This is a genomic window from Thermococcus sp. 5-4, assembly GCF_002197185.1.
Lineage (GTDB): Archaea > Methanobacteriota_B > Thermococci > Thermococcales > Thermococcaceae > Thermococcus > Thermococcus radiotolerans.
Map to the genome: position 1 here is coordinate 194,699 of NZ_CP021848.1, position 14,093 is coordinate 208,791.

The following is a 14,093-nucleotide window of genomic DNA, read 5'->3' on the forward strand; positions in this document are numbered from 1 at the left end:
AGATGGGAGACCCTAAGAGGCAGAGGAAGAGGTACGAGACTCCCTCTCACCCCTGGATTAAGGAGAGGCTCGACCGCGAGAGAGTCCTCATGAGGAAGTACGCCCTCAAAAACAAGAAGGAGCTCTGGCGCCACGAGACCCAGCTCAAGGAGTTCAGGCGTAGGGCCAGGCGCCTCCTCGCTGCCCGCGGCAAGCAGGCAGAGGTCGAGAGGGTTCAGCTCCTCCAGAGGCTCAACAGGCTTGGCCTCCTTCCGGCCGATGCCGTCCTGGATGACGTTCTCTCACTCACCGTTGAGGACGTCCTCGACAGGCGCCTTCAGACCCTCGTCTACAAGAAGGGCCTCGCCAGGACCATCAGGCAGGCCAGGCAGCTCATAGTCCACGGCCACATCGAGGTCAACGGACAGATCATCCGTTCCCCGGGATACCTCGTCCTCAGGGAGGAGGAAGACGCCATAACCTACTCGAAGACCTCTCCTTTCGCGAAGGAGAGCCACCCTGAGAGGATGGTTATTGAACAGGCTAAGCAGGGTGAGGCCTCATGAGTGAGGAAGTTCAGCAGCAGGTTAACCTTAAGAAGAAGGAGAAGTGGGGAGTTGCCCACATCTACTCCTCCTACAACAACACCATCATCCACATCACCGACCTCACCGGGGCCGAGACCGTCAGCAGGTGGAGCGGTGGTATGGTCGTCAAGGCCGACAGGGACGAGCCCTCCCCGTACGCGGCCATGATTGCCGCCAGAAGGGCCGCCGAGGAGGCCATGGAGAAGGGCTTCGTCGGCGTTCACATCAAGGTTCGCGCCCCCGGTGGAAGCAGGAGCAAGAGCCCCGGACCGGGTGCCCAGGCAGCCATACGTGCGCTCGCTAGGGCCGGTCTGAGGATAGGAAGGGTCGAGGACGTCACCCCGATTCCGCACGACGGCACCAGGCCGAAGGGCGGAAGAAGGGGCAGGCGCGTCTGACCCCCAACAACTTCTTTTTTGGTGATGCCGATGGAGCCAAAGTTTCAGATTCTTGAGAAAAGGGAGGACTCGATTAAGTTCCTCGTCGAGGGAGTTGACGTTCCCTTCGCCAACGCCCTGAGGAGAACCATCCTTGCCGAGGTTCCCACCTTCGCCGTTGACGAGGTCGAGTTCTTCGAGAACGATTCAGCCCTTTTTGACGAGATAATCGCCCACAGGCTGGCGATGATTCCGCTCACCACCCCGGTTGAGAGATTCTCGCTGGATGCCCTTGAGCTCGACGACTATACCGTCACGCTCTCCCTTGAGGCTGAAGGGCCGGGAATGGTTTACTCCGGTGACCTCAAGAGCGACGATGAGGGCGTCAAGCCCGCCAACCCTGACATACCGATAGTCAAGCTCGCGGAGGGGCAGAGGCTTACACTCAACGCCTACGCCAAGCTCGGCCGTGGCAGGGATCACGCCAAGTGGCAGCCCGGCTTCGTCTACTACAAGTACCTGACGAAGATTCACGTGAGCAAGGAGATTCCCGACTGGGAGGAGCTTAAGAAGCTCGCCGAGAGGCGCGGCCTTCCGGTCGAGGAGACCGAGGGGGAGTTCATCATCACGACCACCAAGGCCTTCTACCTGCCGAGGAAGTTCGAGGCCTACCAGGGTGATAAGATTAGGGAAGAGGTAGTTCCCGGGGCGTTCGTGTTTACCGTGGAGACCAACGGAGAGCTCCCCGTTGAGGAAATCGTGGCCATAGCCCTCAAAATCCTCATGAGGAAGAGCGATAGATTTATAAGCGAACTCCATAAATTAGCGTCCGACTGACGCGGGGGTTGCCGAGCCTGGTCAAAGGCGCGGGATTCAGGGTCCCGTCCCGTAGGGGTTCCGGGGTTCAAATCCCCGCCCCCGCACCAGTATTTACGCTCACCCCGTTGGACCTGTCGGTTTCCCACCTGCGAGAGAGCGTTAAGGAGGTATGTTCATGGTCAAGAGAACCGGACCCACTGACATCAACCTGAGGAGGCTCATCCGCTACCTCAGAAAGAAGTCTAACGAAGAAGGGGTTAAGATATGGAAGGACATAGCCTGGCGCCTTGAGAGGCCCAGGAGGCAGAGGGCTGAAGTGAACATCAGCAGGATCAACCGCTACACCAAGGAGGGCGACACCATCATCGTCCCGGGAAGCGTCCTCGGTGCAGGAAAGCTCGAGCACAAGGTCACCGTTGCCGCTTGGAAGTTCAGCGAGACGGCCAAGAAGAAGATAGTCGAGGCCGGTGGAGAGGTCCTCACTATTGAGGAGCTCATCGAGAGGAACCCGAAGGGTAGTGGAGTAATCATAATGGAGTGATGGGCCATGAGGATAATTAACGCTGAAGGACTCATACTCGGAAGGCTCGCCTCGAAGGTCGCCAAGATGCTCCTCGAGGGCGAGGAAGTCGTCATAGTCAACGCCGACAAGGCCATCATCACCGGAAACCGCGAGGACATCTTCGCCAAGTACAAGCAGAGAACCGAGCTGAGAACCAGGACCAACCCGAGGAAGGGTCCGTTCTATCCGAAGAGGAGCGACGAGATAGTCAGGAGAACCGTCAGGGGAATGCTCCCCTGGAAGACCGACCGCGGAAGGAAGGCCTTCAAGAGGCTCAAGGTTTACGCCGGAGTTCCGAAGGAGTTCGAGGGCAAGGAGCTTGAGACCATAATCGAGGCCCACATGTCAAGGCTCGCAACTCCGAAGTACGTTACCGTTGGCGAGGTTGCCAAGTTCCTCGGTGGAAAGTTCTGAGGTGAGAGAAAATGAAGGTCATCCAGACTGCTGGTAAGAGAAAGACGGCCATCGCGAGGGCCACCATAAGGGAAGGAAAGGGCCGCGTCAGGATCAACCACAAGCCCGTTGAGATAATCGAGCCCGAGATAGCGCGCTTCACCATCATGGAGCCGCTCGTCCTCGCTGGCGAGGAAATAGTGAGCAAGGTCGACATAGACGTTAAGGTCGAGGGCGGAGGCTTCATGGGACAGGCTGAGGCTGCCCGCGTTGCCATAGCAAGGGCTCTCGTCGAGTGGACGAACGACATGAACCTCAAGGAAAAGTTTATGAAGTACGACAGGACCATGCTCGTCGGGGACAGCAGGAGAACCGAGCCGCACAAGCCCAACCGCTCAACCAAGGGTCCGCGCGCCAAGAGGCAGAAGTCCTACCGCTGATGGCTTTCCTTTAATATTCATTCGAGAAGGTGATACGGGTGATAGTTCCCGTCAGGTGCTTCACGTGTGGAAAGGTCATAGGGGACAAATACTACGAATTCAAGGCCCGGGTTGAGAAGGGCGAGGATCCCGAGAAGGTCCTCGACGACCTCGGGATCGAGAGGTACTGCTGCAGGAGAACCCTGCTGAGCCACGTCGAGCTCATCGACCAGGTAATGGTTTACAGAGTATACTGAAAAACCACATTTCTGGGGGGCCGTGGGGTAGCTTGGTCTATCCTCCCGGCTTGGGGTGCCGGAGACCCGGGTTCAAATCCCGGCGGCCCCACCAAAATTTGCACGGGTGGTTGGAATGTTCAGGTACACGAGGTTTGAAAAGGCCCGTATAATTGGAGCAAGGGCCCTCCAGATAGCGATGGGTGCGCCCATACTCATCGACGTCCCGGAAGGAATCACGCCGCTCGACGCCGCGCTGCTCGAGTTCGAGAAAGGCATAATCCCGCTCACCGTAATCAGGCCGAGCTGATGAAAGATGACCGTGATAGAGAACGTAATCGGCAGGGTCGCGGTGCTCAAGGGTGGAAAGTACTCCGTCGAGGTAGACGTCATAACGAGCTCGGGCTTTGGAAGATTTGCCGCGCCCGTGGACGAGAACCCGAGCCTCTACATAGCCGAGGCTCACCGCGCCGTGAGCGAAGTTGACGAGATAATCGGGCCCGAGCTGATAGGCTTCGACGCGGGCGAGCAGGAGCTCATAGACAGCTACCTCTGGGAGATAGACGGCACCGAGGACTTCAGCCACATCGGGGCCAACACGGCTTTGGCCGTCTCGATAGCGGTCGCCAAAGCCGCAGCGAGCGTCAAGAGGATGCCCCTGTACAGCTATATCGGCGGCACCTTCACGACCGAGCTACCGGTTCCAATCCTTGAGATAGCGAGCGGTGAGGCCTTCGACTACTACGTGATGGTCCGTGACCTCATGGAGATAACCGACGTCGTCGACGCCGCCAACAAGGTCCTTGAGCACGCGGAGACCGGAACGGTGGAGGCCTTTTCGAAGGCCACGGAAAAGGCAACCGACGAGCTCGGCCTCGAAGTTGCCATCGGGCTCGTGCAGAAGGTTCCGATGGAGACCGAGGAGGTACTCTCCCTGGTTGAGGACAACAACGTCGCCTACATAAAGCCCCTCGGCGACGAGGAGCTCTTCCTCGAGCTCATAGCAGGCACCCACGGGGTGTTCGTTGACGGCGAGCACCTCTTCCGCGAGAAGGACATACTCGACAGGCGCTACTACAACGCCCTGTCAATAAAGCCGATAAACCTAGGCACGCTCACCGACTTATACAACCTCGTGAACGACGCGAAGTCGGAGAGGATAACCCCCATCCTCGCGGAGGCTCGCTACGAGTCCTCCGATGAGGCATTGGCCCACCTCGCGGTGGGTCTGCGCTGCCCGGCGATGGTGCTCCGGGGGGACTCCATCGCCAAGCTGAACGAGCTGATAAGAATAGCCGAAGATTTGGGTGAAAGGGGTAGGATAATAACCTTTGAAGGATGAGGAGGTGTGAAGAATGGAGGAATACCTTGTTCCACTCGACCAGTACCTTGCCGCCGGTGTCCACATCGGCACCCAGCAGAAGACCCAGGACATGAAGAAGTTCATATACCGCGTTAGACAGGACGGTCTCTACGTCCTTGACGTCAGGAAGACCGACGAGAGGCTCCGCGTTGCCGGCAAGTTCCTGGCCAAGTTCGACCCGGCGAACATCCTCGCCGTCAGCGTCAGGCTCTACGGTCAGAAGCCGGTCAAGAAGTTCGGCGACGTCACCGGTGCCAGGGCCATTCCGGGCCGTTTCCTGCCGGGAACCATGACCAACCCGAAGGTCAAGAACTTCATGGAGCCGGACGTCCTCATAGTCACCGACCCGAGGGCCGACCACCAGGCCATGAAGGAGGCCATCGAGATAGGAATCCCGATAGTGGCCCTCGTCGACACCGAGAACTTCCTCAGCTACGTCGACGTTGCGATTCCAACCAACAACAAGGGTAGAAAGGCTCTCGCGCTCATCTACTGGATCCTCGCGAGGGAGGTACTCTACAACAGGAAGGAGATAGAGAGCAGGGAGGACTTCAAGGTTCCGGTTGAGGACTTTGAGATGAGGATCATCAGAACCTGAGGGGGAAAGCTTTTAATTCCCCCCGCTTTACACTCCCTCGCGCGGGGGTGCCCGAGCCTGGCCAAAGGGGGCGGACTTAAGATCCGCTGCCGCAGGGCTACGCGGGTTCGAATCCCGTCCCCCGCACCAAAGCTTTAAAAGTCCGTTGCGGTAGGTGTGTTGGATTAAGATCATGAGGTGATCACGATGGCGAGATTCCCAGAGGCTGAGGCCAGAATCTTTAGGAAGTACATATGCATGCGCTGCGGCGCTACCAACCCGTGGAAGGCCAAGAAGTGCAGGAAGTGCGGCTACAAGGGTCTCCGCCCGAAGGCGAGAGAGCCGCGCGGTGGAATGGGACGCTGAGGGCTCTGGCCCTCAAAGGTTTCTCTTTTGCACTTTTCTACGCATTATCAAACCGAGAAAGTTTGAAGAAATTCACTCCTTGAGCTTCGAGAGCATGTCCTCAAGAAAGGCTATTCCTTCCTCGAAGAGCTTCTCGCCCTCCGGGGTGAGCCTGTAGTACTTCCTCGACGGCTTTCCGGTTTCGCTCTCCTGCCACTCCGCGGTAACGTAGCCGTCCTTCTCCAGCTTGTAGAGGACGACGTATGAACTGACCGTTGCGGGCTCGAAGTTGAAGGCTTCCCTTATCCTCTCCTTGAGCTCGTACGCGTACATGGGTCTCTCCTTCAGGAGCCTCAGGATGTAGAGCCACAGAACCTCCTTCGTTATCTTGTTCTTGAGCCTCTCCATCGGGGTCGTCATGTTCTCACACCTACTTTTATGCTTTGGAAATATTTTGGAATCGTGTAATTTAAACGTTTTGGCAAAAACGTTTTATCCTCGGGGAGGCTAGTATTCTACAGGTGAGCGTACTATGGAGTTCGACGTAAGCGCCATGATGGGCGACATGGGCGTTGGTGCAGTGGTGGGCTTCGTGACGGGCTACGCTGTCAAGAAGGTGATGAAGCTGGCACTGGCACTAATCGGCGCCTACCTGGTTAGTCTCCTGTGGCTTGAGCAGAAAGGAGTCCTTATAATCGACAAGGACAAGCTCTTCAATCTGGCCGGTGAGTGGACCCATGAAATCCTGACCCTCGGGGAGAAGGTAATGGCCCTCCTTCCTGGAACGGCCGCTTTCCTCGGCGGCTTTGCCCTCGGCTTCCACAAAGGTTAAATTTTCCCCTTTCCTTCTCCATCCATGAGCTACGAGCGCCGGGTCATTCTACGCCATTCACTGGCATCGGTGATTGCCCTGGGCCTCACGGGATTAACCCGGTTTCTGTACAGCGCAATAGTTGCCAGGCGCTTCGGCGTTGAGGAGCTGGGGATGGCCAACTCTCTGATCTCGAAGGCATTCTTTGCTGCGATACCCCTGAGCTTTTTCGCGGTAGCCCTCGGCAAGTACGCCTCCGAGTTCCTGGGGGGTGGCAAAACCGACTCAATACGCTCCATAACCCTTCCAGCCTTTCTCCTTCCCCTTACCGGACTGCTCCTGCTCCCCCTGAACCTCTACCTGGGAATCCTTGCAACCCTCAGGGGGATTCAGCTGACCCTCAGAAACTTCCTCTACGGCATCCACAGGGGGGAACATTACGCGTACATAATAACCCTGGCTTTCATGGGCTTTCTGGCAGGATTTTTATTTCCCAACATCTTTGCCCCGTACCTGCTCTTCCTGGGCCTGATAGCGGTTTTCTCCGCCGCTTATCTGGTGAGGTTCGATCTCGTTGGAAAGCCGAGAAAAAGCGAGATGAGCCTGCTCCTCTCGTATTCATCCTTTGCGTTCCTGGGAACTCTGTCGGGCGTCTTCCTGATACAGGGTCCCTATTTCATGAGCGAGTACCTATCCAGCCCCGAAGTTGCGGGGGTGGTGTCGGCGATACTCTCCGCGGCCTTCCTCCTAACGTACCTGCCCCAGGTTCTCCAGTCCGCCATAATGCCCCTCTTCTCGTACAAATACGGCAGGAACGAGGACGACTACGTTAGGCTCCTCGCCGAGAAGACAACGGCCTTTTTGATACTCGCCACCGGCTCTGCCATATTCGTCCTAATGCTCCTGGGCAGGGAGGTCCTCTCAGCAATATTCGGCTTCGACGTCGGTCCTGCATTCTACCTCGCCCTCATGGCGATGGAGGTCTACATAGCCTACAACCCCAGCATAGTCGCCCTCAACTCGACCGCCTACGTTAAAAAAGGAACCTTTGTGGCGCTCCTTGGAGCCTTTGCAGTTCTCCTCTCGTGGTTATACCTCATCCCGGCCTTTGAGGCGATAGGTGTAATGGTTGGCCTCACCCTCGGCTACGGCCTTATACTCATCGGAGTCGCCCACTATGCCAGAAGTCTTTTGAGAATATCCCCCGGGATATACGTCCCTCTGGTCGTGGCGCTGCTCCTTCAGTCCCTGGTATTCCTATCCAAGTACGCGGTACTCCTCGGATTCCTCCTTTTCCTCGCCTACGAGAGAAGGGAAATAATGGAGGGGATAGAACTCATCAAATCCTTCCGTGGTAGAGGATCTTGACGAGCTCCTCGGGAAGGCCCTCCCTGCGTATCCTCTCCTCGATGAGCCTCTTGTCGTAGTCGACCTCTATGAACTTCGTGTGGAGTGTATCAACGTCCACCAGGGCGAACGTGGCCCTGTGCTCCCTGCTGGGCGGGAATCCTATGCTTCCCGGGCAGACGACCCTTCCGTAGCGGGTCATGGCGTTGACCGGGTACTTCGGCGAGGCCACGAAGAGTATCTCGTAGTCCTTCACGGGGCGCATTATGGCCTCGTAGTAGCTCGTCGGCTGCTCCGGCAGGATTTTTCCCCCAAATGGGTCGAGTGGGCTTCCGTAGACGCCGAAGATGTCGTTCTTTCCAATCCTGTCAACGAGGTAAATCGGCAGGTCCCTTATGAACTCCCTGCCCTCGTGACCGAGGCTCTCCCATGTGTACTTAAGCGCCCGTTTGACGTACTCCGGATAGTCCACCTTGTCTATATAATCCTGCCCCTCCGCATGAGGGTCGCTCGCGGCTATCACTTGGTCGAACTCACCGCGGATGACGCTGACCCTGTTGTTCTTTATGAGGTCGTCCAGGGTGTCCAGAACCTCTCTCGGGTAGGGGAACAGGCCAACCACGTTCCCGAGGATGTAGTACTTTTCGATTTCGTAGCCCTCCTCTTTGAGGGCCTCTATCTTCTCAAGGGCCTTTGCCAGCGCTGGGAGGTTCCCGTTGACGTTCGCCAGAACCGCAACGTACACCATGCTCTCACCTCCAACTTTTTCTTACCTAAATTAACTAAAAGCTCAAGGATATTTAAATCTTTCGGGAAACCGGGATGAATGGACCCCTGCCCCACGCTCGATTTGGCATCTGCTGGGGGCTTGTGTTCCTTGGGAAATACTGTAAGACCTCCTTCATCGCGGAACATTGCTTGAGTAGTGAGAAGAGCGCTGAAGCCTTGAGAACAGTTTATCAGGAGGTTCTCTTTCTGTCAACTGGCGCAAGGATGATGTGCACTCTGAAATTTGCCCGTGAGGAGGGTTTAACTTTAAAATAGGCTGTTGAACGGGTTTCATTTTTATTCTGGCGTTCTTCGAACGCCTTGAGTGAGTGAAACGCTATTGGATTGGCAATTGAAGAGTAATCCCCTTGGAAAACAAGCATTTCAAAATTGCACACTATCTTTCCGTCAACGCTTTCGTTAGAAAGGGTTGTTGTGGCGGACCGGCGGGGATTTGAACCCCGGACCTGCGGCTTAGGAGGCCGCCGCCCTATCCTAGCTAGGCTACCGGTCCACTGCCCGCTATTCCCTCCAAGGGAAGGGTATTTAAAGTTTACGGTGTATTCTTCCCGGTGGTGAGAATGGTGGACGAGCTGGACCTTAAGATACTCTCTCTGCTCCAGGAGAACGCTAGGCTCTCCTATCGCGAGATAGCCCGCGAACTGAAGGTTGCCGTGGGAACCGTGTACAACCGCATCAAGAGGATGGAAGAGGAGGGAATAATCAAGGGTTTTGCGCCTATTCTCGACTACGAGAAGCTTGGTTTTGGCCTCACCACGGTCATAGGGGTCAAGGCCCAGGGCAGGAGGATAGTCGAGATAGAGCGGGAAATAGCCCAGAGCGACAGGGTGATAATGGTCTACGACATAACGGGGGAGTTCGACATAGTCGTGGTTGCCAAGTTCAAGGACAGGGCCGATATGAACCGCTTCGTCAAGTGGCTCCTCTCATTAGAAGGGGTAGAAAAAACGAACACGAGCGTGGCGATGCAGGTTGTGAAGGAGGATCTGCGGCTTAAGCTAACGGAGGACTAAGACCTCATCCAAGAAACGCTTTGCGAAGTCGTCAAAGCTCTCAACGGGGAGCTTTACCTCCTTTCCGTTCACCTTCCCCTCGAAGATGAGCATCTTGGCGGTTATCTCGCGTATCTTTTTGAAGTCCGAGTTCTCCGCTATGGTGTCCTCGATGGTCTGAGTGAACTCCTCCTCGCTCGCCAGCCTGACGACGCCCTCTATCACGACCTCTCTGCCACACTCCTCTTCAGTACAGACGAATTTGAAGGGGAGGCCGAGCTCGACCTCCACTGGTATCGTGAGGCCATCGGCGTTGTAGATGAACACTTTCATCCGTATCACTCCAGCCGAATAAGGCTCTCGACGGGGATGCTGTAGTCCTTCTTTAGGTGGTCTATGACATCGCCGACGCTTATGAGGAAAAACATACCGACCGGTTTCGCTCCGGCCCTTCTGCACATCTCGAGGAGGGCCCTCTGGGTTTCACCGCTTCTGATTACGTCGTCAACGATAAGGACGTTTTCGCCCTTTTTGAGCGCCCACTGTGGCAGGTAGAGAGTTGTCACGCTTCCAGAGGCGCTCGGCACGTAGCTGACCTCGTAGAACTTCTCGACTCCGACCTCCTTTTTCTTCTTGGCGTAGACGACATCAACGCTGAGCTCCCTGGCAACGTGGACACCGAGGGCGATTCCGTCGGTTGCCGCGGTGAGCACCTTGTCCACGTTCTTGTCCATGTACCTGCTCGCAACGTCCTCCGCTATGAGGCTCATCAAGGCCGTGTCGCTGAGGACGGGCATGTTGTCAAAGAACCCGTACTCGTCGAATTTTATCCTCTTCCTAACCTCCTCCTCTATGTTAATGTAGGGGAGCAGCAGGTCTAGGAGCTCCTTGGTCCTCTCGGCACTCGGCAGGACCTTCCCCCTCACGTACCTGTTGAGCACCGTGATGGGGAGGCCGGTTATCTTGGACAGCTCCTCGTAGGTGTAGGTCTTCTTGAGCAGCCTGAGCACCCTGACGAGTCTGAGCTTTTCCTGAACGGACTTTAGCTGACTCATTCTCTCACCTCCGGTGGCCAAAAATTAACAAGAAAATGTATAAATATGTTTCGGTCACTCCCTGCTCTTCACAACTTTCCTGCGGTAGGCTTCTATGACGTCCCCGTACTCCCTCAGGAGGAACTCCCTGGTTATGGGCTCCCCATCGGGATGGTTGAGGCCGGGGCAGAAGGAGTCCATCTTGACGTAAACCTCCATGACGTTTCCCTGCTTCACGAAGACGAAGGGGTAGAGCCTGCAGGCGAGGGGCCTCTTCTCGTATATCCTGCATCTTTTGGTCTCGGGGTCAAGGAAAACGCATCCTCCGTCGAAGGGGCGCTTTTTGAGGGCGTAGCTCAGAAACTTGTCCCCACGGTAGAACATCTTCTCATAATCAACGAATTCCCAGGCGTTGTAGCCCAGCTCCTCTATTCTAGTTATATCCTCATCCCTGACGGGTATCTCAAGCTCGTAGCAGCATTTCCCGCAGTTTTCGATGCACTTAAATTTAAAAGAGGAGTCGTACTCGACTTCGAGGGTGTCGAGGTGAATCCTGGCGACCCACCTCTTCTCCAAACCTTCACCCCCTGTAGGAGCTGGCTATCAGCGTCTCTGTCATCTCAATGTTGCTTATCTTCCTCAGGGTCTCGTCGTGGAACCTGTCGAGTTCGTGGATGTTCTCGACCTCCACGCGGATTATCACGTCGTACTCCCCGTAGACGCGGTATATCTCCTTTATCTTCTCTTCCTTGGCCAGGGCGTTGTACACCTTCTCCTCGGTTCCCGGCTTAACAACGACCAGCACGAAGGCCTCTATCATACGCCAAACCCTCCAAAGTTAAATTTCCTTGCCATCTTAGAAAGCTTTCTCTTGTCCATGCTCTTGAACATCTTCTTCATCTGGTTGTACTGGTGGAGCAGTTCCCTGACCTCCTGGGCGCTCGTTCCAGAACCTCTGGCAATCCTCTTTATCCTCGAGTAGTTGATTATCTCGGGATGCTCCAGCTCCTCCTCCGTCATGGAGTCCATTATTATCCTGTATCTCTTCAGTTTCTCCTCGCCGACTTTGACCGCATCGTCAGGAAGGGAGTAGCCCATTCCCGGAATCATCTGGAGAACCTGCTTGAGCGGCCCCATCTTCTGCATCGCCTCGAGCTGGGTGTACATGTCCTTGAGGTTGAACTTGCCCTTGAGGAACTTCTCAAGGTCCTCCTCCTTGAACTCCTGCTCCTTCTGGAGCTCCTCGAGCTTCTGAAGAAGGCCCTCTATGTCACCCATGCCAAGGAGCCTCGACACGAAGCGCTTGGGGTCGAAGGGCTCCAGGTCGTCTATCCTCTCGCCGACACCGATGAACTTTATGGGTGCCCCAGTTGCAGCCACCGCTGAGAGGGCGCCTCCACCCTTGGCGGAGCCGTCGAGCTTGGTAACTATTATCGAGCCTATCGGCGTTGCCTCCTTGAAGGCCAGCGCTTGGTTGTGGGCCTGCTGTCCGATGGTTCCGTCAATGACGAGGATGACTTCATGGGGCTTTATCGCCTCGCTTATCTGCTTCATCTCCTCGATGAGGCCCTTCTCTTCCTTGTGCCTTCCCGCGGAGTCGACTATGATGACGTCAACGCCCTTGGATTTGAAGTATTCAACGCCCTCCCGGGCGAGCTTCACGGCGTCCTTCTCCTCGGGATCGCCGAAGACCTCTATTCCAAAGGGCTCAACGAGCTGTTTGAGCTGGTAATACGCACCAGGACGCCAGGTGTCCGAGCAGACAAGGCCGACCTTGTAGCCCCTCTTCTGGAGGTGTCTCGCCAGCTTCGCCACGCTCGTAGTCTTACCGGAGCCCTGGATACCGACGGTCAGGAGAATCGTCGGCCTCTCCTTTATTTCAAGGGGCTTCGCCTCGGTTCCGAGGAATTTGGTGAGCTCCTCATAGACTATCTGGATTATATGCTCCTTCTTCGAGGCCCCCGCCGGGGGCTCCTCCTCAAGTGCCCTCTTTTCTATGGTTTTAGTCAGCTGGAGAACCAGCCTGACGTTAACGTCCGCCTGGATGAGCGCCCTCTGGATGTCTCTCACGACCTCCTTGATGGTGGCCTCATCAACGGTGCTCGAACGGGCGAGCTTCCTGAGGGCCGTGTTGAGTGCCTTTCCAAGCTTCTCTAAAGCCATTTTCTCCCACCGTAGTGATGGAGTCTCCAAAGTTTATAAACGGTTGGGTTTTCTGCCTTCTGTTCAAATGTATGCTTTTGGAGGGAGAAAGGCTACGAAGACCCTTTTAACTGTCAATTTATGTACACTCCCTGACAAAAACCTGCATCTCTGCTTTTCCGGAAGGGTGGGGAATGTTTATGGACATAAATGGGACTTTGGGGACTGACAAAGCTTTTAAACGTGACTCAGAGTTAAAAAATCCTGGAGAACTCAAACAGGGTGGGGAATATGGAGTGGATGACCGCGCTCTACGGTTACATGGTTGAGGTACAGATGAGGAGGAGAAGGAGGCCGATTCCCGAGGAGCTGGAGTACGTCGAGATGCTGAGGGCTTGATTTATTAAGGCCCTTTTCTATTCCTCTTGGGTGGTCATATGAAAATTCACTACGAGTGCATAGCGTGTGCCGTCAATCAGGCTCAGAAGATAGCCGAGATGAGCACGGACGACGTGACCCAGAGAAAAAGGGCGATGCTCTTCATCGCTCAGAGGCTGGGAGAATTTTTCAGGGAGGATTCAGTCCCCGCGACGGACGGGGGGAGGCTGTTCCTGGAGCTCTATGCGTTCCTCGGAAACGATGACCCGTTTGGGGAGTACAAGAGAATCTCCACCGAGCTTGCCAGGGACGTGGCGGAGGACATAGGCCGCGTGGATGACCTGAGAACCGCCCTCAAACTCGCGATAGCCGGAAATCTGATAGACTTCGCCGTTGGCTACGACCCAAAGAAGATCGAGGAAGACGTTCTCAGCCTCGCTTCCCAGGAGCTCTACATCGACCACAGCGATGAGCTTTTCTCTGAACTGGGGAACGCGAAATCGCTTCTCTACCTCGTGGACAACTGCGGTGAGATATACTTCGACAGGATATTCATAGAGCGCATACGCGAGGAGTTCCCGGGCCTCGAGATGTACGTCGCCGCCAAGGAGGGGCCCATAATCAACGATGCAACCGTCGAAGACCTCCGCGAGGCAAGATTCGATGAAATCGCGAAGGTGGTCTCCACCGGTTCCAGGTTGCCGGGAACGCCCTTGGAGTACGCATCGTCCGAGTTTTTGCGGCTCTTTGAAAGGGTGGACGTGATAATCGCGAAGGGACAGGCCAATTTCGAGACTCTGAGCGACCTAAAAGACCCGAGAATCTTTTTCCTGCTCAAGGCGAAGTGCAACCCCATATCACGGGAGCTGGGGGTTCCGAGGGGTTCCATGGTTTGTGTAAGGGGAAAATATTAGACGATTGCCGATATTATCTTTGACGAATG

General features: G+C 55.7%; 22 protein-coding genes and 4 tRNA genes. 18 read left to right on the forward strand and 8 right to left on the reverse strand.

The genetic code is table 11. From position 1 onward, the window contains the following. Nucleotides 1-2 precede the first annotated feature (2 nt). The 14 genes from CDI07_RS01180 (at nt 3) to CDI07_RS01245 (ending at nt 5,678) form a co-directional block, all read left to right on the forward strand. Nucleotides 3-545 carry a 30S ribosomal protein S4 gene (locus tag CDI07_RS01180; RefSeq protein WP_088179873.1) on the forward strand — a complete coding sequence of 181 codons (543 nt, stop codon included), beginning with the start codon at nt 3-5 and terminating at the stop codon, nt 543-545. Next, on the forward strand, nt 542-964 hold the full coding sequence (locus CDI07_RS01185) for a 30S ribosomal protein S11 (RefSeq protein ID WP_088179874.1): 423 nt from the start codon (nt 542-544) through the stop codon (nt 962-964). The genes CDI07_RS01180 and CDI07_RS01185 overlap by 4 nt, the downstream gene beginning before the upstream one ends. A gap of 30 nt (nt 965-994) precedes the next feature. Then, on the forward strand, nt 995-1,780 hold the full coding sequence (locus CDI07_RS01190; protein ID WP_088179875.1) for a DNA-directed RNA polymerase subunit D: 786 nt from the start codon (nt 995-997) through the stop codon (nt 1,778-1,780). A gap of 1 nt (nt 1,781) precedes the next feature. Then, a tRNA-Leu gene (locus CDI07_RS01195) sits at nt 1,782-1,869 on the forward strand. Nucleotides 1,870-1,937: 68 nt separating this feature from the next. Then, complete coding sequence (locus CDI07_RS01200; protein ID WP_088179876.1) at nt 1,938-2,303, forward strand: 50S ribosomal protein L18e; 366 nt, start codon at nt 1,938-1,940, stop codon at nt 2,301-2,303. Nucleotides 2,304-2,309: 6 nt separating this feature from the next. After that, the gene (gene rplM / locus CDI07_RS01205) at nt 2,310-2,738 is read left to right on the forward strand and encodes a 50S ribosomal protein L13 (protein WP_088179877.1); all 429 of its coding nucleotides are present in this window, start codon (nt 2,310-2,312) and stop codon (nt 2,736-2,738) included. Nucleotides 2,739-2,749: 11 nt separating this feature from the next. Beyond that, a complete protein-coding gene (locus tag CDI07_RS01210) occupies nt 2,750-3,157 on the forward strand; it encodes a 30S ribosomal protein S9 (RefSeq protein WP_055430131.1) in 408 nt (135 codons plus the stop codon). A 38-nt stretch (nt 3,158-3,195) separates the two neighbouring features. Then, on the forward strand, nt 3,196-3,393 hold the full coding sequence (locus CDI07_RS01215; RefSeq protein WP_055430130.1) for a DNA-directed RNA polymerase subunit N: 198 nt from the start codon (nt 3,196-3,198) through the stop codon (nt 3,391-3,393). A gap of 16 nt (nt 3,394-3,409) precedes the next feature. Further along, nucleotides 3,410-3,487, forward strand: a tRNA-Pro gene (locus CDI07_RS01220). Between the two features lie 21 nt (nt 3,488-3,508). Next, complete coding sequence (locus tag CDI07_RS01225) at nt 3,509-3,682, forward strand: DNA-directed RNA polymerase subunit K (protein WP_055430129.1); 174 nt, start codon at nt 3,509-3,511, stop codon at nt 3,680-3,682. A gap of 6 nt (nt 3,683-3,688) precedes the next feature. Then, nucleotides 3,689-4,714, forward strand: coding sequence for a hypothetical protein (locus tag CDI07_RS01230; RefSeq protein WP_088179878.1), 1,026 nt, complete (start codon nt 3,689-3,691; stop codon nt 4,712-4,714). A 13-nt stretch (nt 4,715-4,727) separates the two neighbouring features. Beyond that, the gene (gene rpsB / locus CDI07_RS01235; protein ID WP_088179879.1) at nt 4,728-5,333 is read left to right on the forward strand and encodes a 30S ribosomal protein S2; all 606 of its coding nucleotides are present in this window, start codon (nt 4,728-4,730) and stop codon (nt 5,331-5,333) included. Nucleotides 5,334-5,374: 41 nt separating this feature from the next. Beyond that, nucleotides 5,375-5,462, forward strand: a tRNA-Leu gene (locus CDI07_RS01240). A gap of 57 nt (nt 5,463-5,519) precedes the next feature. Next, nucleotides 5,520-5,678, forward strand: coding sequence for a 50S ribosomal protein L40e (locus tag CDI07_RS01245; RefSeq protein ID WP_012571071.1), 159 nt, complete (start codon nt 5,520-5,522; stop codon nt 5,676-5,678). Between the two features lie 72 nt (nt 5,679-5,750). Here CDI07_RS01245 and CDI07_RS01250 read toward each other — a convergent pair whose 3' ends face one another. After that, nucleotides 5,751-6,077, reverse strand: a complete 327-nt coding sequence (locus CDI07_RS01250; RefSeq protein WP_088179880.1) for a PadR family transcriptional regulator — start codon at nt 6,075-6,077, stop codon at nt 5,751-5,753. Between the two features lie 112 nt (nt 6,078-6,189). Between CDI07_RS01250 and CDI07_RS01255 the strand changes: the two genes are divergently transcribed. Both CDI07_RS01255 and CDI07_RS01260 read left to right on the forward strand, forming a co-directional pair. After that, nucleotides 6,190-6,489 carry an FUN14 domain-containing protein gene (locus CDI07_RS01255; RefSeq protein WP_088179881.1) on the forward strand — a complete coding sequence of 100 codons (300 nt, stop codon included), beginning with the start codon at nt 6,190-6,192 and terminating at the stop codon, nt 6,487-6,489. A 24-nt stretch (nt 6,490-6,513) separates the two neighbouring features. Next, nucleotides 6,514-7,836, forward strand: coding sequence for a lipopolysaccharide biosynthesis protein (locus CDI07_RS01260; protein ID WP_088179882.1), 1,323 nt, complete (start codon nt 6,514-6,516; stop codon nt 7,834-7,836). On the opposite strand, the gene CDI07_RS01265 is transcribed toward CDI07_RS01260, so the two are convergent. Together CDI07_RS01265 and CDI07_RS01270 are read right to left on the reverse strand one after the other, a co-directional pair. After that, nucleotides 7,808-8,563: a metallophosphoesterase gene (locus CDI07_RS01265; protein ID WP_088179883.1), complete on the reverse strand. Its 756-nt coding sequence runs from the start codon at nt 8,561-8,563 to the stop codon at nt 7,808-7,810. The two genes, CDI07_RS01260 and CDI07_RS01265, sit on opposite strands and share 29 nt — an antisense overlap. Nucleotides 8,564-9,019: 456 nt before the next feature. Further along, a tRNA-Arg gene (locus CDI07_RS01270) sits at nt 9,020-9,097 on the reverse strand. A gap of 67 nt (nt 9,098-9,164) precedes the next feature. Between CDI07_RS01270 and CDI07_RS01275 the strand changes: the two genes are divergently transcribed. Beyond that, nucleotides 9,165-9,617 carry an Lrp/AsnC family transcriptional regulator gene (locus tag CDI07_RS01275; RefSeq protein ID WP_193432410.1) on the forward strand — a complete coding sequence of 151 codons (453 nt, stop codon included), beginning with the start codon at nt 9,165-9,167 and terminating at the stop codon, nt 9,615-9,617. Here CDI07_RS01275 and CDI07_RS01280 read toward each other — a convergent pair. The 5 genes from CDI07_RS01280 to CDI07_RS01300 are packed head-to-tail and all read right to left on the reverse strand — an operon-like array spanning nt 9,603 to nt 12,793. Beyond that, complete coding sequence (locus CDI07_RS01280) at nt 9,603-9,929, reverse strand: hypothetical protein (protein ID WP_088179884.1); 327 nt, start codon at nt 9,927-9,929, stop codon at nt 9,603-9,605. The two genes, CDI07_RS01275 and CDI07_RS01280, sit on opposite strands and share 15 nt — an antisense overlap. Nucleotides 9,930-9,934: 5 nt before the next feature. Continuing rightward, on the reverse strand, nt 9,935-10,651 hold the full coding sequence (locus CDI07_RS01285) for a phosphoribosyltransferase family protein (RefSeq protein WP_088179885.1): 717 nt from the start codon (nt 10,649-10,651) through the stop codon (nt 9,935-9,937). A 54-nt stretch (nt 10,652-10,705) separates the two neighbouring features. Continuing rightward, nucleotides 10,706-11,206, reverse strand: a complete 501-nt coding sequence (locus tag CDI07_RS01290; protein WP_088179886.1) for a YkgJ family cysteine cluster protein — start codon at nt 11,204-11,206, stop codon at nt 10,706-10,708. Between the two features lie 4 nt (nt 11,207-11,210). Next, nucleotides 11,211-11,450: an Lrp/AsnC family transcriptional regulator gene (locus CDI07_RS01295; protein ID WP_088179887.1), complete on the reverse strand. Its 240-nt coding sequence runs from the start codon at nt 11,448-11,450 to the stop codon at nt 11,211-11,213. Next, nucleotides 11,447-12,793 carry a signal recognition particle protein Srp54 gene (locus CDI07_RS01300; RefSeq protein WP_088179888.1) on the reverse strand — a complete coding sequence of 449 codons (1,347 nt, stop codon included), beginning with the start codon at nt 12,791-12,793 and terminating at the stop codon, nt 11,447-11,449. The genes CDI07_RS01295 and CDI07_RS01300 overlap by 4 nt, the downstream gene beginning before the upstream one ends. A 416-nt stretch (nt 12,794-13,209) precedes the next feature. On the opposite strand from CDI07_RS01300, the gene CDI07_RS01305 reads away from it, so the two are divergent. After that, on the forward strand, nt 13,210-14,064 hold the full coding sequence (locus CDI07_RS01305; RefSeq protein ID WP_088179889.1) for a damage-control phosphatase: 855 nt from the start codon (nt 13,210-13,212) through the stop codon (nt 14,062-14,064). Nucleotides 14,065-14,093 lie beyond the last annotated feature (29 nt).